19 protein-coding genes and 1 tRNA gene are annotated in these 16,322 nt (G+C 44.1%); 5 read left to right on the plus strand and 15 right to left on the minus strand.

What is annotated here, in order from left to right:
- Nucleotides 1-136: 136 nt before the first annotated feature.
- From ACHUFI_RS06555 to mutY, 4 genes are all read right to left on the minus strand, one after another.
- Nucleotides 137-212, minus strand: a tRNA-Phe gene (locus ACHUFI_RS06555).
- A 103-nt stretch (nucleotides 213-315) separates the two neighbouring features.
- A complete protein-coding gene (mltC, locus tag ACHUFI_RS06560) occupies nucleotides 316-1,449 on the minus strand; it encodes a membrane-bound lytic murein transglycosylase MltC (protein ID WP_394247550.1) in 1,134 nt (377 codons plus the stop codon).
- Nucleotides 1,450-1,518: 69 nt separating this feature from the next.
- Nucleotides 1,519-1,791, minus strand: coding sequence for an oxidative damage protection protein (locus tag ACHUFI_RS06565; RefSeq protein ID WP_394247551.1), 273 nt, complete (start codon nucleotides 1,789-1,791; stop codon nucleotides 1,519-1,521).
- A gap of 26 nt (nucleotides 1,792-1,817) precedes the next feature.
- Nucleotides 1,818-2,885 (minus strand): A/G-specific adenine glycosylase, encoded by a 1,068-nt coding sequence (mutY, locus tag ACHUFI_RS06570; RefSeq protein WP_394247552.1) that lies wholly within the window; start codon nucleotides 2,883-2,885, stop codon nucleotides 1,818-1,820.
- Nucleotides 2,886-3,051: 166 nt separating this feature from the next.
- Here mutY and trmB point away from each other — a divergent pair, with 166 nt between their 5' ends.
- The gene (gene trmB, locus ACHUFI_RS06575; protein ID WP_394247553.1) at nucleotides 3,052-3,771 is read left to right on the plus strand and encodes a tRNA (guanosine(46)-N7)-methyltransferase TrmB; all 720 of its coding nucleotides are present in this window, start codon (nucleotides 3,052-3,054) and stop codon (nucleotides 3,769-3,771) included.
- 174 nt (nucleotides 3,772-3,945) lie between these two features.
- On the plus strand, nucleotides 3,946-4,866 hold the full coding sequence (glsB, locus tag ACHUFI_RS06580; protein ID WP_394247554.1) for a glutaminase B: 921 nt from the start codon (nucleotides 3,946-3,948) through the stop codon (nucleotides 4,864-4,866).
- A 56-nt stretch (nucleotides 4,867-4,922) separates the two neighbouring features.
- On the opposite strand, the gene hemW is transcribed toward glsB, so the two are convergent.
- The 7 genes from hemW to ACHUFI_RS06615 are packed head-to-tail and all read right to left on the minus strand — an operon-like array spanning nucleotide 4,923 to nucleotide 9,676.
- Nucleotides 4,923-6,116 carry a radical SAM family heme chaperone HemW gene (gene hemW / locus ACHUFI_RS06585; RefSeq protein ID WP_394247555.1) on the minus strand — a complete coding sequence of 398 codons (1,194 nt, stop codon included), beginning with the start codon at nucleotides 6,114-6,116 and terminating at the stop codon, nucleotides 4,923-4,925.
- Nucleotides 6,116-6,715, minus strand: coding sequence for an XTP/dITP diphosphatase (locus ACHUFI_RS06590; RefSeq protein WP_394247556.1), 600 nt, complete (start codon nucleotides 6,713-6,715; stop codon nucleotides 6,116-6,118). The genes hemW and ACHUFI_RS06590 overlap by 1 nt, the downstream gene beginning before the upstream one ends.
- Before the next feature lie 36 nt (nucleotides 6,716-6,751).
- The gene (locus ACHUFI_RS06595) at nucleotides 6,752-7,183 is read right to left on the minus strand and encodes a DUF4426 domain-containing protein (protein ID WP_394247557.1); all 432 of its coding nucleotides are present in this window, start codon (nucleotides 7,181-7,183) and stop codon (nucleotides 6,752-6,754) included.
- Complete coding sequence (gene yggU, locus ACHUFI_RS06600) at nucleotides 7,168-7,494, minus strand: DUF167 family protein YggU (protein WP_394247558.1); 327 nt, start codon at nucleotides 7,492-7,494, stop codon at nucleotides 7,168-7,170. Before yggU ends, ACHUFI_RS06595 begins: the two co-directional genes overlap by 16 nt.
- Complete coding sequence (locus ACHUFI_RS06605; protein ID WP_394247559.1) at nucleotides 7,494-8,051, minus strand: YggT family protein; 558 nt, start codon at nucleotides 8,049-8,051, stop codon at nucleotides 7,494-7,496. Before ACHUFI_RS06605 ends, yggU begins: the two co-directional genes overlap by 1 nt.
- 44 nt (nucleotides 8,052-8,095) lie before the next feature.
- On the minus strand, nucleotides 8,096-8,914 hold the full coding sequence (gene proC / locus ACHUFI_RS06610) for a pyrroline-5-carboxylate reductase (RefSeq protein WP_394247560.1): 819 nt from the start codon (nucleotides 8,912-8,914) through the stop codon (nucleotides 8,096-8,098).
- A 51-nt stretch (nucleotides 8,915-8,965) separates the two neighbouring features.
- Nucleotides 8,966-9,676 (minus strand): YggS family pyridoxal phosphate-dependent enzyme, encoded by a 711-nt coding sequence (locus tag ACHUFI_RS06615; protein ID WP_394247561.1) that lies wholly within the window; start codon nucleotides 9,674-9,676, stop codon nucleotides 8,966-8,968.
- A 24-nt stretch (nucleotides 9,677-9,700) separates the two neighbouring features.
- Between ACHUFI_RS06615 and ACHUFI_RS06620 the strand changes: the two genes are divergently transcribed.
- Nucleotides 9,701-10,738 (plus strand): type IV pilus twitching motility protein PilT, encoded by a 1,038-nt coding sequence (locus ACHUFI_RS06620; protein WP_394247562.1) that lies wholly within the window; start codon nucleotides 9,701-9,703, stop codon nucleotides 10,736-10,738.
- Between the two features lie 31 nt (nucleotides 10,739-10,769).
- Nucleotides 10,770-11,876, plus strand: a complete 1,107-nt coding sequence (locus ACHUFI_RS06625; RefSeq protein ID WP_394247563.1) for a PilT/PilU family type 4a pilus ATPase — start codon at nucleotides 10,770-10,772, stop codon at nucleotides 11,874-11,876.
- Between the two features lie 77 nt (nucleotides 11,877-11,953).
- Here ACHUFI_RS06625 and ruvX read toward each other — a convergent pair whose 3' ends face one another.
- The 4 genes from ruvX to rsmE form a co-directional block, all read right to left on the minus strand.
- Nucleotides 11,954-12,376, minus strand: coding sequence for a Holliday junction resolvase RuvX (gene ruvX, locus ACHUFI_RS06630; RefSeq protein WP_394247564.1), 423 nt, complete (start codon nucleotides 12,374-12,376; stop codon nucleotides 11,954-11,956).
- A gap of 81 nt (nucleotides 12,377-12,457) precedes the next feature.
- Complete coding sequence (locus tag ACHUFI_RS06635; protein WP_394247565.1) at nucleotides 12,458-13,021, minus strand: YqgE/AlgH family protein; 564 nt, start codon at nucleotides 13,019-13,021, stop codon at nucleotides 12,458-12,460.
- A 56-nt stretch (nucleotides 13,022-13,077) separates the two neighbouring features.
- A complete protein-coding gene (gene gshB, locus ACHUFI_RS06640) occupies nucleotides 13,078-14,025 on the minus strand; it encodes a glutathione synthase (RefSeq protein WP_394247566.1) in 948 nt (315 codons plus the stop codon).
- A 9-nt stretch (nucleotides 14,026-14,034) separates the two neighbouring features.
- Nucleotides 14,035-14,766 (minus strand): 16S rRNA (uracil(1498)-N(3))-methyltransferase, encoded by a 732-nt coding sequence (rsmE, locus tag ACHUFI_RS06645; protein WP_394247567.1) that lies wholly within the window; start codon nucleotides 14,764-14,766, stop codon nucleotides 14,035-14,037.
- Nucleotides 14,767-14,959: 193 nt separating this feature from the next.
- Here rsmE and ACHUFI_RS06650 point away from each other — a divergent pair, with 193 nt between their 5' ends.
- On the plus strand, nucleotides 14,960-16,303 hold the full coding sequence (locus tag ACHUFI_RS06650; RefSeq protein WP_394247568.1) for a hypothetical protein: 1,344 nt from the start codon (nucleotides 14,960-14,962) through the stop codon (nucleotides 16,301-16,303).
- Nucleotides 16,304-16,322 lie beyond the last annotated feature (19 nt).

The following is a 16,322-nucleotide window of genomic DNA, read 5'->3' on the forward strand; positions in this document are numbered from 1 at the left end:
GGAGTCGAACTGGTGACCTACTGATTACAAGTCAGTTGCTCTACCTACTGAGCTAAGTCGGCACACTAAATTCTTTGTGCTTTTGTCCGTGCTGCTATTCCCTGTTAAAGAATAAAGACACCAACAAATCAATTTATGGTGCCCGGAGGCGGAATCGAACCACCGACACGAGGATTTTCAATCCTCTGCTCTACCGACTGAGCTATCCGGGCAACGGAGCGCTATTAAACGGATTTTCCGCATAACCGTCAACACCTTTTTTAAAAATTATTGAAAAAAAGGTGTATCCGTTGTTTTTTTATTCAAAAGTGAGGGTTAGGTTTTACCTGAGTTAAAGTCTTTTTTGAATTTTGTTACTTTTTCTAGGTACCTACGTGACTCTTTGTTCGGATGTTTCTTGGTTAATGCCCAATAAGCTTGGCTAGGTTGGAGCGAGTTTAAGTCGCGCATTGCTCGCTTTCTGTCCTTGCTAAAAGTATTTAGAACGCCGCCGGTGCCACCGTTGTAGGCAGAAATCATGCTGTATTCAAGTGTGGTAGGGTGCTTCACGTCTTTCAGGTAGCGGTTTTTTAATATGTAAAAATAAGCAGTACCGGTATCGATGTTTTGCTCTGGGTTGAACAAATACTCCGGGCTCGGCTCTCCGGGCTTGTTTTTAACCAACTTAAAGACATCTCTTCCTGCGGTTTTCGGTACAACTTGCATCAACCCATAAGCATTTGCCCAACTCACGGCATAAGGGTTAAAGCTACTTTCTGTTTTGATGATGGCGTAGATCAAATCTTCAGGAATATCGTATCTTTGCGACGCACGTCTTACGATGTCTGCGTATTGATAGCTTCGTTTCGTCGCGTGGTCTTTCACCATTGGAATTTCAACGTAATACGCTTTTTTGAAGTCGACGTTCTTTGTTTTAAGCTGAGTTGCTATGAGGTGATCAGCGAAGCGGTTGGCACGCCAGGTCCATTGAATGGGCTTTTGTTCTTGGTCTACTACTTGATTATAAAGAAATGGTTGGCCCTCAAGTTTGATGCTTTTTGATGAAAACAAGTCGACACTTGAAGGATCATCAGGCGTTAATAAAGTCGTAATGATGGCGTTTTTTAGGTGTCCTTTCGGATCGGTAGGAGAGACCGTTTCAACGGTAATCGTCCCATTAGAGAAGTTAACTTCAGAGCGGCTTAAATAATTGTCTATATATTTCACATAGTTACTTTTACCAGCAATCTTTATTTCTTTGGTGCCCCAGCGTTTTTGAATATTGCCAGAAAAACTTCCGATAAGCGCATCAAGCGCTTTGGTGTCTTTTTCAAATTGACCAGGGAGCTCCGCTAAGTTTTTAGCAAATCGATTTGTGGGCTCATAATTTACGCCGTATAAGCTTTCGATAAACTCTCTGCTACATCCTGTTAGTAGCATTGCCGCTAAGAAATAAACCAGCTTCTTCATATTCTCCCCATACAAAAATGACACCATAGCGCGAGCCATGATGTCATTAAAGTTGGTCGAAATAAATGCTTATTCGCTAGGCGGAGTGTAACCATCAATCACAACATCTTTACCTTCAAACAAGAAGTTAACCATCTCAGTTTCAAGTAGAGCGCGGTGCTCAGGATCCATCATGTTGAGTTTTTTCTCGTTAATTAGCATGGTTTGTTTGCCCTGCCATAACGCCCAAGCTTCTTTAGATATATTGTCGAAAATACGCTTGCCTAGGTCACCTGGGTAAAGTTGAAAATCTAGGCCATCAGCTTCTTTTTGTAGATGAGTACAAAATACAGTACGGCTCATAATAATTCCTTAGTTGATACGCAGTTTTAGAATTGCGTATTAGTCTGTAATTCATAAGGAAGGCTTTCGAGCAGTTGCTTTACTGGCGCTGCTAGGCCTATTTCCTCAGGTTTGGATAAGTTATACCAGAGACCCTTTGTCCCTTCCATTATCAAATCTGGTTGTTTTGATAATTTGACTAATACAGGGGTGATATCTAAATGGTAATGGCTAAAAGTATGCCTAAACGCAATTAGAGTTTCCTGATTAGATTGGTCTTGTTCGCGGATAGCTCGGTTATCCAGTTCATGACTGACTTCAGCGGTTTCACTTTGTGGAAAGCAGAACAAACCGCCCCAAATGCCGCTTTGTGGTCGCTGTTCAAGCCAGACATGATTATCGTGGTAAAGCATAACGAACCAAGTTTCTTTGACTGGCTTTTCTTTCTTGGGCTTTTTACCCGGGTAGTCGAGCTGATTACCGTGCTTGTAGGATTCACACATCTCACTAATCGGGCACAATGTGCATTTGGGCTTGCTAAGTGTGCAAACCAAGGCACCCATATCCATCATGGCTTGGTTGTACTTATCGGTATCGATTTGCGGTGTGTGCAGATCAGCCACTTCCCAAAGCTTGTTCTCGACTTTCTTTTGCCCAGGCCAGCCTTCTACCGCAAAACTTCGAGCTAATGTACGTTTGACGTTGCCGTCCAATATTGCATGGGGAAGCTTGTAAACTGAAGACAATACCGCGGCTGCCGTCGAGCGACCCACGCCGGGTAATGCGTTCATTTCATCCAGCTCGGTCGGAAACTCTCCATTGTATTGCTCAGCCACGATTTTGGCCGCTTTATGTAGATTTCGCGCTCGTGCGTAATAACCAAGCCCGGTCCATAGGTGAAGCACTTCGTCTTGCTCAGCATTAGCTAAGTCCATCACTGTTGGGAAACGCTCTAGAAACCGTTGATAATATGGAATGACGGTTGTTACTTGCGTTTGCTGAAGCATTATTTCTGAAAGCCAAACGGTGTAAGCGGATTTGTTTTGTTGCCAAGGTAGATCTTTACGCCCGTAAGCGTTATACCACTCTAAGATGGCGTTTGCGAAAGGAGTCACGACATGCTCTATGTTTTTCTTTTATTAGGGCTAAAATTGCACCACAATTACGGTTGGATGTAAAACAGACAAATTGTGTGGGAATTTAATGTGTAGAAAGACTTGCACCAGAGGCAATTCTTTGGATAATCCCCGCTTTGATTAATCAATGTGCAGGCAAAAATCAATGAGTGAAGTGACCACTAACGAATATACTGAAGATGGCAAACTGGTTCGTAAGATCCGTAGTTTTGTTCGTCGCGAAGGCCGCTTAACAAAAGGCCAAGAAAATGCGATGAATGAATGCTGGCCAACAATGGGTATCGACTACAACCCTGAGCTACTTAATTGGAGCGAAGTGTTTGGTAATGATAACCCTGTTGTACTAGAGATTGGCTTTGGTATGGGTGCATCACTGGTTGAAATGGCAAAGAACGCGCCAGAGAAAAACTTCTTAGGCATTGAAGTTCACAGCCCTGGTGTCGGCGCATGTTTAGGTACGGCTCGTGATGCGGGTATTACAAACTTACGTGTTATGTGTCATGACGCGGTTGAAGTTTTTGAGCACATGATTCCAAATGACAGCTTGCATACGCTGCAACTGTTTTTCCCTGACCCTTGGCATAAGGCGCGTCACCACAAGCGTCGTATTGTAAAAGCTGAGTTCGCAGAGATGGTCCGCGCTAAGCTTCAGTTAGACACTGGTATTTTCCACATGGCAACGGACTGGGAAAACTACGCAGAGCACATGATCGAAGTAATGAATGTGGCTCCTGGTTTCGAGAATATCGCCGAAGATGGAGATTACATCCCTCGTCCTGAAGAGCGTCCTTTAACTAAGTTTGAGGCTCGCGGTCATCGTCTAGGTCACGGCGTTTGGGATATTAAGTACAAGCGTACTAAGTAATTCGCTAATGTGCGTTAGGTAATGCCATTGGCTTGCCTAGAATCGAATCTAGAAGAAAGCCAGCATCTTTGATGTTGGCTTTTTTTGCCCTTAAGGCTAACAGCGATTAGTTTTATTGGGCATAAATTACCCTACAAAACACAATAATAACGATAGAAAGTAAATAGGTCGCAGATGAAACCGACACAAGACATTTTGGCGGAAATCTTAGAAGAAGTTCGCCCATTAATCGGACAGGGAAAAGTTGCTGACTACATTCCAGCGCTTGCTAAAGTACCAAGTAACAAGCTTGCGATTGCGGTATACACCAACGAGGGGGAAGTGATTCAAGCCGGGGATGCGGAAGAAGCATTTTCGATTCAATCTATTTCTAAAGCATTAAGCCTGACGCTGGCGATGGTGTTATATAAGCCTGAAGAAATTTGGCAGCGTGTTGGCAAGGAGCCATCTGGGCAGGCGTTTAACTCAATGATCCAGCTCGAAATGGAACAAGGGATCCCGCGAAACCCTTTCATTAACGCTGGTGCCATTGTTGTCGCTGATTTGCTGCAATCGCGCCTGTCTGCACCGAGACAACGACTTCTTGAATTTGTACGTCAGTTATCAGGTGATACTCATATCGTGTATGACAAGGTGGTTGCCGCGTCTGAAATGATGCATAGCGATAGAAACGCCGCCATTGCTTACCTGATGCGTGCATTCGGTAACTTTGATAACGAGGTAATTCCCGTACTGAATAATTACTTCCATGCCTGCGCGTTGAAGATGACTTGTGTAGATCTTGCGAAGACATTTAGCTATTTAGCAAACAAAGGGACGTCCGTTCAAACGGGCAAGCAAGTGATCACACCGATTCAAACAAAACAATTGAATGCCTTATTGGCAACGTGTGGCTTGTACGATGGTGCTGGCGAGTTTGCTTACCGTGTTGGTATGCCGGGTAAGTCTGGTGTTGGTGGCGGGATTATTGCGATTGTTCCTGGTGAGATGACCATCGCCGTTTGGTCACCGGAATTGGATCCTTCTGGTAACTCCTTAGCAGGAACAAAAATGCTCGAGCTTTTATCTGAGAGGATTGGGCGCTCTATTTTCTAACGTGCTATTCAATCGTAAAAATGCCCCAATTAATGGGGCATTTTTCGTTGTAGCGACTATTCTTCAGCCATGAAGGCTTCAAGTAAATCATTGAGAAATAGTTTACCTTTCTCGGTGATTTGCCAGTCACTTTCTGTCTCAATGAGATATTGTTTTTCCAGTGCCCAATCGATAGTCGGTTGAATCGACTCTAAGCTTAATCCCGTAGTATCAATATAATCCTGCTTTGGACAGGCTTCAATCAGACGAAATCGATTCATGAAAAATTCAAAAGATCGGTCTTCGTGTGCGACTTCAAACTCATCCGAGAGGTAAGGCTTGACCATGTTTTGGAATGCCGCCAAATAGCCTCTAGGGTGTTTTACTTTCGTTGTGCGAATAATTCGCCCATCTGAAAAACTGAGCTTACCGTGAGAGCCACATCCTATCCCCAAGTAATCTCCAAAGCGCCAGTAATTCAAATTATGCTGACATTGATAGCCAGGCTTACTGTAGCCAGAGATTTCATACTGGACGTAACCGGCATCGGCGAGGAGCTTGTGTCCTCTATCAAAAATATCCCACAAGTCATCGTCATCAGGGAGAGTCGGAGGTTTATAGTAAAACATGGTATTAGGCTCGATTGTGAGCTGATACCAAGATAGGTGAGGAGGATTAAGCTCAATCGCTTTTTCCAAATCATTCAGCGCTTGTTCAATGCTTTGATTTGGCAATCCGTGCATCAAATCCAAATTAAAACTGCTCAAGCCAATCTCATGCGCTAATTGAGCCGCTTTGACTGCTTCTTCTTGCCCATGAATCCGACCTAATTGCTCTAACTTCTCTTGTTCGAAGCTTTGAACACCGACAGAAATACGGGTAACACCAGCTTGGCGGTAACCGCCAAAGCGCTCCGCTTCAATCGTGCCTGGATTGGCTTCCATCGTAATTTCGATGTTTGGTTTAAACGGAATACGTTGCTCAATGCCAGCGAGTAGACTTTTGATTCCTTCGGGAGAAAACAAGCTAGGAGTGCCACCACCAATAAAGATTGAATGCAAAGGCCTTGGAGCCTCATTCAAACGATATTTTTCTATATCGGTATCTAAATCCTCTAACAAAGCTGCGATGTATTCTTTTTCGGGTATATCCGCTTTCAGAGCATGAGAATTAAAATCGCAATAGGGGCACTTTTGTACGCACCAAGGGATGTGTACATAGAGACTTAACGCTGGTGGCTTTAGCAAAGTCGGAGTCGAGTTGTCCGACATTATGCTTGTTGCTCTTTTAAGGCAGCGAAAAGTGCTTTTAGCGCTTTACCACGATGTGATAATTGCTTTTTACGTACTGGCTCTAGTTCCGCTGAGGCGCAGTTGTCTTCAGGTACGTAGAATACGGGGTCATAACCGAAACCATTTTCGCCGTGGGCTTTTTCAAGAATGCGTCCTTCCCATTTACCATGGCAAACCAGAGGCGTTGGATCGTTTTCGTGCTTCATCAGAACCAATACACAGTGGAAACGAGCGGTACGAGCTTCTTCTTCCACGCCTTCCATCGCTTGGAGTAGCTTTTCTAAGTTTTCTTGATCAGATGCGCCTTCACCGGCATAACGTGCGGAGTAGATACCCGGCGCACCGTTTAAGGCATCGACTTCTAAACCTGAGTCATCTGCGATAGCGGGAAGCCCAGTTTCTTTTGCTGCATGGCGCGCCTTGATGATGGCGTTTTCGATGAAAGTTGTGCCTGTCTCTGCCACTTCAGAAACGTTAAATTCACTTTGGGCTGTCACATCGAAGCCGAAGTCTGAAAGTAGGTCGGCCATTTCACGAACTTTGCCCTGATTACCAGTCGCTAAAACAATTTTACTCATCGGTTTAAACTCTAATTCTGTTGGACGGTAGAAGCGTTAGTCTTCTACATAAAATTTTTGATTGAAACGTAAAGGCCCAGCGCCCTTGATTCCGGCATCGACATCAATGTTAAAGGTGATGTTCTCTTCATGTGTGATGGGGAACTCGGCTAAATAATAAATCGCGTCGCCTTCTTTGATCTCTCGAAAGCTCAGTGTTCTCGTGTTTCCCACTAAATTTCTTGCGGTACCGGTCACTTTTGCTGTCGTGGCTGGCTTACCTAGTGAAGAGTTATCGAGCACGCTGATGTTTAAGATTGCGGAGTAACCGTTTCGTTTTAATTGGTATTGCTTGGCCACTTTTGAAGTGAGAAAAGTGGAATTGAATGCAGAGTAGTGAACTTCTACATTCTTAATATTTTTGAATTGACCTGCCCAGCTTGGTAACGCTACAAAGCTGATCAATAGTGCGGTCATCCATTTACGCATAATGGGCTCCTGAGAAGTAATAAAAAGCCATCATAGGATGGCTTTAATTTCGGTTGGGATGAACATATTCTAATTTGCTTATGTCGCCCAAGCTCTCCTTTTTCTATAACTACGACGCCTTTAGCGACTTTGAACTGTTTGGCAAGAAATTTACTTAAATGAGCATTGGCTTTACCATCAACAGGAGGGGCGGTAATCGCTACTTTTAGCTCCTCGCCGTGCAAGCCGACAATTTTGTCTCTGCTTGCTTTTGGCTGGATATAAAGCCTTAAAATAAGGTCTTCTTGCTCATACCAAGCCGCTACTGACATTATAGTTGAAACCAGATAGGACCAATAAGATCGCCCATCAGGAAGTTTGCAAACTGTAGAATAATAAACAGCACTAATACACTTAGATCGAAGCCGCCCATTGCTGGAAGAATACGACGAATTGGTGCAAGCATAGGTTCTGTTAATTGATGGAAAACATACTCAATAGGGCTGCGACCTTGACTTACCCAGCTAAGGATCGCGCGAATCAATAGCACCCAGAACAATAGGCCACCCGCGGCTTTCAGAAGAGATAACCCACCAAAAATTAGGAAGCTAATATCAAAAACAGCTGCGCCACCTGAGATGACTAAATTTAGCGCGACGAACTTCAGTACACACAGTACGTATGCGAAAAGTACGGTCGCCAAATCGATGCTGCCAATGGAAGGAATGATTCGGCGAAGTGGTGCGACTACGGGTTGGGTTGCTTTGACAATAAATTGCGAAAACGGATTGTAGAAATCTGCACGAGCAGCCTGCAACCAAATACGCAGAATCACGACCATGATATAGAGATCAAATACGGTCGAAATTAGAAAACTCATTGAATTCATATAGGGTCCTTTTTAGGAGTAGTTCGTGAAGTATCCACGAAAAATTAAAATAAGGTTTCCATCTCTTCAGCCCTGCTTACGGCAGCTTGCATCGCTTTTGATACAATGTCTGAAAGTTGGTGTTCATTGAATGTACGTAGTGCCTCTGCGGTCGTGCCGCCTTTTGAGGTAACTTGCTCACGTAATGTCGATAATTCTGTTTCTGGGTTTGCAACGACCATAGCCGCAGCGCCAAGCGCCGATTGCTGAACTAGTTGGCGGGCCGTTTCAGCATCAAACCCTTGCTTGATGGCTTCGGCTTGCATTGCTTCCATAAATAAGAAGAAATAAGCCGGAGCACTACCTGCAGCTGCGATAACGCTATTGATGCCGGATTCTTCCTCTACCCAACACACTTCACCCACAGCTCGCATCAGTTGTGCCGCAAACGCTTTATCTTCTGCTGCGACATCAGAATTTGCATATAAGCCACTCATGCCTTTTCCTAGTAGAGACGGCGTATTTGGCATAACTCGAACTAAGTTTAATGGCGTTGCCAACATTTCATCTAAACGGCGAGCGTTGATTCCTGCTGCGATAGAGATAACAAGCTTGTTAGAAAAGTCGACTTCTTGAAGAGGTTTGCAAACATCAGCCATCATTTGAGGCTTCACGGAAAGCACGACAACATCGGCGTCTTGAGCTGCCGCTAGATTATTGCTGGTGGTTTGAATCCCGTAATCTTGCTCTAACGGTAAACGTCGAGTCTCGGAAGGTGCCGTCGCGGTAATATTTTTTGCCGGATAGCCACTCGCCACTAGACCCGCCACGATTGAGCGAACCATGTTTCCCGCGCCAATGAAGGCGATTTTCTTATGTTCCATGTACATTAAATCCTAAATTCTGAGTGCTGCCTGCAAACGAAGTAAATCAAATTAGTTTTTCTGGCTGTAATCTCGGGCGCCAAAGATAGCGGTGCCAATACGAACCATTGTGCTACCAGCTTCAATAGCGGCTTCCATATCACCGCTCATTCCCATCGACAGTGTGTCCAAGCCAGAGTGTTTTTCGCTTAACTTGTCTTTCAAATCCGCTAACTGAGTGAATGCATTCAGTTGGGATTGGTAATCTGAGACGTTCGCTGGGATTGACATTAATCCTCTTAAAGTGAGGTTTGGAAGCGTTGAAATCAACTCTGCTAGCTCAAAAATTTCTGCTTCTGATATCCCAGACTTTGAGCCTTCACCACTAGTATTCACTTGAATCAATACTTGCAGTGGAGGCAGCTCGTTTGGTCGCTGATCGTTGAGGCGTTGAGCAATTTTGCTTCGGTCAATGGTATGAACCCATTCAAAGCTTTCTGCGACAGGTCGCGTTTTGTTTGATTGGATAGGACCGATGAAGTGCCACTCCAATTTAAGGTTAGAATGTTGTTCTGAAAAATGCTTTACTTTATCTACACCTTCTTGCACATAGTTTTCACCAAATGCGACTTGCCCACCTTGTGCGGCTTCAAGAATAGCCTCGACAGGTTTAGTTTTACTTACAGCCAAAAGTTGCACCGACTCTGGAGGTCGACCACACTTTTGTTCTGAGCTTTGAATCTGTGAGGTGATCTGTTCAATATTTTGTTGAATACTACTCATAGCTATAATACTTAAGGAAAATAAATGGATATCACTGAGTTACTGGATTTTAGTGTAAAGCATAATGCATCAGATCTACATCTTTCTGCAGGTGTATCTCCAATGGTACGTATAGATGGGGAAGTAAGGAAGCTTGGAGTGCCCGCTTTTAATCATTCAGAAGTGCACCGTTTAGTTTTTGAGATCATGAATGATGCGCAGCGCAGCGAATTCGAAGAAAAGCTAGAAGTGGATTTTTCGTTTGAACTGCCGAACGTTGGGCGTTTTCGTGTTAACGCCTTTAACCAAGCTCGCGGGTGTTCTGCGGTGTTTCGTACAATCCCAGTTGATATCCCTACATTAGAGCAACTGGAAGCTCCAGAGATCTTTGAAAAGATCGCTAATTATGAGAAAGGGCTTGTGCTAGTGACTGGGCCGACGGGTTCTGGTAAATCAACCACGTTAGCGGCCATGGTGGATTACGTTAACCGTAACCACAATAAACATATCCTCACGATTGAAGATCCTATCGAATTCGTTCACACCAATAATAAGTGTTTGGTTAATCAGCGTGAAGTCCACCGCGATACTCATAGTTTTAAAGCCGCATTACGTAGTGCGCTGCGTGAAGATCCAGATGTCATTCTTGTTGGTGAGCTACGTGACCAAGAAACGATTAGCTTGGCCCTGACTGCAGCGGAAACCGGACATTTGGTTTTTGGTACGCTGCATACCAGCTCCGCAGCAAAAACAATCGACCGTATTATCGATGTATTCCCTGGTAGTGATAAAGATATGGTTCGTTCTATGTTATCTGAATCTCTACGTTCAGTGATTGCCCAAAAGTTATTGAAGCGCATTGGTGGTGGTCGCGTTGCTTGCCACGAAATTATGATGGCGACGCCGGCCATTCGTAACTTGATCCGTGAAGATAAAGTCGCGCAAATGTATTCCATTATTCAAACGGGCGCGGCTCATGGGATGCAAACCATGGAGCAAAATTCCAAACAGTTGATCGCTCAAGGGCTTGTTGATCCTGAAGAAGTTCAGAAGAAAATAGAAGTTGAATCTTCACCATTCTAATCGGCGGTTAATGTATTAAGGAAAAGTTGCAATGGAATTAAATCAAATTCTGGAAGGGATGATCTCGCAAAAAGCGTCTGATTTGTACATTACCGTCGGCGCGCCGATCTTATTCCGAGTAGATGGTGAATTACGCGCACAGGGAGAGAAGCTGACGGAAGGTCAGGTTGCACAACTACTTGATGCCATGATGGATCAAGAGCGTCGCTCAGAGTTTCGATCTTCTCGAGAATCAAACTTTGCGATCGTGCGTGATAGTGGTCGTTTTCGTGTGAGTGCTTTTTTCCAACGTGAATTACCAGGCGCGGTTATTCGCCGTATTGAAACGAATATTCCGACATTTGATCAGCTTAAATTGCCAGATGTGCTTCAAGATCTTTCTATCGCAAAACGTGGATTAGTTTTGGTTGTAGGGGCGACAGGATCGGGTAAATCGACGTCCATGGCGGCGATGACGGGTTTCCGTAATGCTAATCGAACAGGGCATATTCTGACGGTGGAAGATCCTATCGAGTTTGTTCATGATCACCAAAAATGTATCGTGACTCAGCGTGAAGTCGGGCTCGATACAGAAAGCTATGAGATTGCATTGAAGAACTCTCTGCGCCAAGCTCCGGATATGATTTTGATCGGTGAGATCCGTAGTCGTGAGACGATGGAGTACGCGATGACGTTTGCTGAGACCGGCCATTTATGTATGGCGACGCTGCATGCGAATAATGCGAACCAAGCTTTAGAGCGTATCTTACACTTGGTGCCGAAAGAGCAGAAAGAGCAGTTCTTGTTTGATCTTTCAATGAACCTGAAAGGGGTAGTGGCTCAGCAACTGATCAGAGATAAGAATGGCAATGGCCGTCACGGTGTTTTTGAGATCTTATTAAACAGCCCGAGGATCTCCGATTTAATCCGCCGAGGTGATTTACACGAGCTGAAAGCAACAATGGCGAAGTCAAAAGAGATCGGTATGCAGACGTTTGATCAGTCGCTTTATGACTTGGTTGTCGACGGTAAGATCAGCGAGGAAGATGCGTTCCACAGTGCTGATTCAGCGAACGATCTTCGTTTGATGCTGAAAACAAGAAGAGGTGATTCTTTCTCTGGTGGTTCATTGGAGAATGTGAAAATAGACATGGATTGAGTGTTCAATCTATTAACTCGATACAAAAAAGCTTGGCGAAATGCCAAGCTTTTTATGTATTTAGAACACTGTGATGGTTAACTCCACTGCGCTTCAAACCAGCTCTCAAGGATCACAACGGCTGACTGGTTATCGACATTGCCTTTACTCAAGGCTTTGTATCCCCCCATCTCAAATAAGTCGGCACGGGCTTCTGTTGTGGACAGCCTTTCATCATGAAGCTCGACATCGACTCCAAAGCGCCCTTTCAAGCGGTTGGCAAACTTTTTCGCGCGAGGAGTGATGGTTTCAAGATCTTTACCGTGTAAGTCAGTCGGCAAGCCAACAACCACTAAATCGGGTTGCCATTCTTTAATCTGTTTCTCTATGTCATCCCAATTAGGGATACCATCTTTTGCTTTGAATGCTTTTAGCGGGCTCGCGGTGCCCGTAATTTCTTGTCCGATCGCACTGCCGATACTTTTTGTACCGTAATCAAATGCCATGATTGTTCGTGACATAGTTATCTCGAGTAATGATGAAGTTTGGGGTGAAGATTAATGAATTATTCACGCCTGTAAAGCTTAGCTCGCTGGCAAGCTTTAGGAGTGACCCACATCTGAAGACAGCTGCGCGACATCTATTCCTAACATTTGAACGGCTTTCTTCCAACGCTCAGCAATCGGCGTATTGAAAATGACACTTGGGTCAGCTTCAATCGTTAACCAAGAGTTTTCTGCAAGTTCAGTTTCTAGTTGCCCAGGCTCCCAACCAGAGTAGCCTAAAGTAATGATGTAGTGATCAGGTTCATCCTCTGTGCCCAATACCGCTAGAATATCTTTAGAGGTAGTGACAGAGATTTGATCTGTCATATTGATGCTTGATTGGTAGGTGTCTTTCGGCTCGTGAAGAATGAATCCACGATCTTCCGCTACGGGGCCACCATTTAAAACGGGCTTCTCTAAACTTGTTTGGTTGAGTTGAGGCTGTGTGGATTCTACATCAACTTGCTTTAACATTTTCCCAACGGTGACATCGATAGGAGCATTGATCATCAGGCCCATCGCGCCTTCATCGTTATGTTCACAAAGATAGATAACAGAGTGCTGAAAGTAGGGATCTTTCATGCCGGGCATTGCTACAAGGAAATGGTTGGTCAAATTCATAATGTCTCCAGCCCGCTGGGGGAGTATTGGGCGACAAAGCGTCGCCCTAAATTAGATTATGCGTTGATACGTCGCTCAATCGCATCCATTAGCTTACCTGTTATAGAAATATCAAATGCTGCTTCAATTTCACGAATACAAGTTGGGCTTGTTACGTTAATTTCTGTCAGCTTGTCGCCAATGACATCTAGACCTACGAAAATCAGGCCTTTTTCTTTTAGTGTTGGTGCAACCGCATGAGCGATTTTTAGGTCTGTCTCACTGAGAGGGCGAGCTTCACCTGTACCACCTGCTGCTAAATTACCACGAGTCTCGCCTTTTGCTGGAATACGCGCTAAGCAATAAGGCATTGGTTCCCCATCTACCACTAAAATACGCTTATCACCATTGCTGATATCAGGAACAAATGTTTGCGCCATTGCGTAGTTTTGGCCGTGATTCGTTAATGTTTCAATGATAACCGATACATTTGGATCGCCTTCCTTCACGCGGAAGATAGAAGCGCCGCCCATGCCATCTAATGGTTTTAAGATCACGTCACCGTGCTCTTCTCTAAACGCTTTAATTTTTTCAGCTTTACGAGTCACGATAGTGGTTGGCGTAAGCTCTGGGAACCAAGCCGTAAAGAGCTTCTCGTTACAGTCGCGTAAGCTTTGAGGTTTGTTAACAATCAAAGCTCCGTTTTCTTCTGCACGCTCAAGAATGTAAGTCGCGTAGATATACTCAGTATCGAATGGAGGATCTTTACGCATTAATACCGCGTCTAGTTCTGAAAGGGCGATAGTTTGCTCGGACTTAAATTCATACCAACCGTTTGGATCTTCTTTTAATTCGACAACTTTTGTATCAGCAATGGCTACGCCTTGATCTAAGTGTAGATCATTCATTTCCATATAGTGGATTTCATACCCACGACGTTGTGCTTCAAGCATCATGGCAAAGCTAGAGTCTTTTTTAATGTTAATGGATGAAATCGGATCCATTACGATGCCAAGTTTGATCATTTTTTTCTCCTAGCCTAGGTCGCCAAAACGGACTTGTAAGGCGGTAATTGCGGTTAGAGCTGCAGTTTCGGTACGTAATACACGTGGCCCAAGTAGCGTCTCTTCAAATTTGTATTGTTCGGTCATGCTGATCTCATCAGCAGATAATCCACCTTCAGGGCCAATCAGTAGTCTGACTTTATTGATTGGTTCTGGCAGTGTGTTAATTGAGTATTGTGCGCGAGGGTGCAAGTTTAGTTTTAATGCTTCACTGGGTTCACTACACCACTCTTCAAGCTGCATGATCGGGCGAATCACAGGGACGGTATTACGTCCGCACTGTTCACATGCCGCGATAGCAATTTTTTGCCATTGAGCCAATTTCTTCTCGAAGCGTTTCGCATCTAACTTCACGCCACAACGCTCTGAAATCAGGGGAGTAATCGTATTGACGCCGAGTTCAACCGATTTTTGGATGGTAAACTCCATTTTGTCACCACGGGAAATGACTTGCCCTAGGTGAAGATCGAGCGGTGACTCACTGCTGCGTTCGATACGCTCGCTTAGCGTAACAGTGACATTCTTTTTCGATACTTGAGAAATGGTCGCAGGAAATTCTGCTCCACTCCCATCAAATAGCAATACCTCTTGTCCTTCTTTCATGCGTAACACTCGCCCTACGTGGCCAGCAGCGTCTTCACTTAACGCAAGTTCACCTAATTGGTGGATGAGTTCTGGGTGATGTATGCGAGGGACTCTCATGTCGGCAAACCTATTAATACGTTCATTTGGATATTTTGTCTTTGCCTAACATGGATGCTTAAGGGAGAAAAAACAAGTAGCTGAAAGAAATAGGAGTGAGATCTTATTCGTCTGGGATTATGTTTGAAATTTATAAACTGGATTATTAGAATTCAACTCATTGAATATAAATATAATTATTTTAGGCTTATCAATGTTTCAAATGCATACTCACTCTCTTTTAGCATGCGCAATCACCAGTGTCCTTTTGGCTGGTTGTGGCGGTTCTGATTCTTCATCTGACGTGCCTTCAAGCATCGCGTCCCCTAATATCAATGGTACTCCCAGCTTGTCATCGGTTTCTGCATACCAAACAACGGCTCAGTCCGACAATGTAGAAGCGTGTTCTACCGCATTTCTCAGCAATAATTCGTGTGATTTATCGGTGATTCAGCCAATTGGTGTTGATGGTCAAGATGTCACTATTGAGCAGATAAAAGAGCGGTTGGTGGTATCCCACGAATGGATGGCTGACAGTTTTATTAGTGCTTTGGAAGAAATGGCGGATCAAGATCTGCTGAACTTATTCAAACCACTAAATAGCATCGTAATTAGCTATGATATTCGCCCTTCTTTTTACACGACTGCGACTGCGTCTATGTATATTGATCCTAAATATGTGTGGCGAACGAAAAGCGAGTGGGATTCGATATACCAACAACAAGATTATCGAGCTAAATTCCAAACCGAGTTTCAATTCGATAAGGCGAGTCGTTATGTAGATAAGAATACAAATAACTACGTGACCTACTCGAATACATACGATGCAAATTATAATAGCGCGAGACTATCCTCACATATTGCCCCTGGGTTATTTAGGTTACTTTCTCACGAATTAGCGCATGCGAATGATTTCTTACAGGCTCATGATCTTGTCCAAATCCCTGATTCGGGAACCATAAATAGTTATATTTGGCCATTAGTGAAACTGAATGAAGACCTAACATCAAGTAACCCCCTAACATCTGAACTTCTTACTGAAGCGGCTCAAATCGCTTTTAGAGGTGAAACGATGACAGATAGAGTTAGAGATCTAACCGGTGAATTGGCTGGCGCCGAATTTGAGGCAGATAGTGCCGCTGCATTTTACTCTTACTCTAGCCCTGCTGAAGATGTGGCCATGCTGTTTGAAGCTTATATGATGTATAGAAAGTACGGTGCGCTGTCTGACTTTGCTTTTGTGAGTATCCCTCAAACGACGAACTATACCTGTAATGATTGGAAGGTATTATGGGGGCAGCGCTCTAGATTATCTGAGGAAGATGTACTAGAGAGAGCGGTCTTTGTTGCTCAAGGTATTTTAGACAAGCCTGAAGCTTCTATACGAGCAGAGTTAGCGTCACTTCCAGCAACTCCACAAACCTTAGTGTCGGGCTCTGGGTGGTGTGAAAGTCAGCAAATGTCACAAGCATATGCAGTGTCACGTTCGCTTCAATCATCAAACTTTGCTTCAGGCTTGAGTGACAATCTTCGCTATAAAGAAGACTTAGAAGATTAATTCAATGAAAAGGCTCTTA

The sequence above is a fragment of the Vibrio profundi genome (assembly GCF_043642225.1).
Taxonomy (GTDB): domain Bacteria; phylum Pseudomonadota; class Gammaproteobacteria; order Enterobacterales; family Vibrionaceae; genus Vibrio; species Vibrio profundi_A.

What these genes read in the sequence shown, in the direction of transcription:
- mltC (WP_394247550.1), bottom strand. Translation starts at nt 1,449, where the DNA reads ATGAAGAAGCTGGTTTATTTCTTAGCGGCAATGCTACTAACAGGATGT.
- ACHUFI_RS06565 (WP_394247551.1), bottom strand. Translation starts at nt 1,791, where the DNA reads ATGAGCCGTACTGTATTTTGTACTCATCTACAAAAAGAAGCTGATGGC.
- trmB (WP_394247553.1), top strand. Translation starts at nt 3,052, where the DNA reads ATGAGTGAAGTGACCACTAACGAATATACTGAAGATGGCAAACTGGTT.
- glsB (WP_394247554.1), top strand. Translation starts at nt 3,946, where the DNA reads ATGAAACCGACACAAGACATTTTGGCGGAAATCTTAGAAGAAGTTCGC.
- hemW (WP_394247555.1), bottom strand. Translation starts at nt 6,116, where the DNA reads ATGTCGGACAACTCGACTCCGACTTTGCTAAAGCCACCAGCGTTAAGT.
- ACHUFI_RS06590 (WP_394247556.1), bottom strand. Translation starts at nt 6,715, where the DNA reads ATGAGTAAAATTGTTTTAGCGACTGGTAATCAGGGCAAAGTTCGTGAA.
- ACHUFI_RS06595 (WP_394247557.1), bottom strand. Translation starts at nt 7,183, where the DNA reads ATGCGTAAATGGATGACCGCACTATTGATCAGCTTTGTAGCGTTACCA.
- yggU (WP_394247558.1), bottom strand. Translation starts at nt 7,494, where the DNA reads ATGTCAGTAGCGGCTTGGTATGAGCAAGAAGACCTTATTTTAAGGCTT.
- ACHUFI_RS06605 (WP_394247559.1), bottom strand. Translation starts at nt 8,051, where the DNA reads ATGAATTCAATGAGTTTTCTAATTTCGACCGTATTTGATCTCTATATC.
- proC (WP_394247560.1), bottom strand. Translation starts at nt 8,914, where the DNA reads ATGGAACATAAGAAAATCGCCTTCATTGGCGCGGGAAACATGGTTCGC.
- ACHUFI_RS06615 (WP_394247561.1), bottom strand. Translation starts at nt 9,676, where the DNA reads ATGAGTAGTATTCAACAAAATATTGAACAGATCACCTCACAGATTCAA.
- ACHUFI_RS06620 (WP_394247562.1), top strand. Translation starts at nt 9,701, where the DNA reads ATGGATATCACTGAGTTACTGGATTTTAGTGTAAAGCATAATGCATCA.
- ACHUFI_RS06625 (WP_394247563.1), top strand. Translation starts at nt 10,770, where the DNA reads ATGGAATTAAATCAAATTCTGGAAGGGATGATCTCGCAAAAAGCGTCT.
- ruvX (WP_394247564.1), bottom strand. Translation starts at nt 12,376, where the DNA reads ATGTCACGAACAATCATGGCATTTGATTACGGTACAAAAAGTATCGGC.
- ACHUFI_RS06635 (WP_394247565.1), bottom strand. Translation starts at nt 13,021, where the DNA reads ATGAATTTGACCAACCATTTCCTTGTAGCAATGCCCGGCATGAAAGAT.
- gshB (WP_394247566.1), bottom strand. Translation starts at nt 14,025, where the DNA reads ATGATCAAACTTGGCATCGTAATGGATCCGATTTCATCCATTAACATT.
- rsmE (WP_394247567.1), bottom strand. Translation starts at nt 14,766, where the DNA reads ATGAGAGTCCCTCGCATACATCACCCAGAACTCATCCACCAATTAGGT.
- ACHUFI_RS06650 (WP_394247568.1), top strand. Translation starts at nt 14,960, where the DNA reads ATGTTTCAAATGCATACTCACTCTCTTTTAGCATGCGCAATCACCAGT.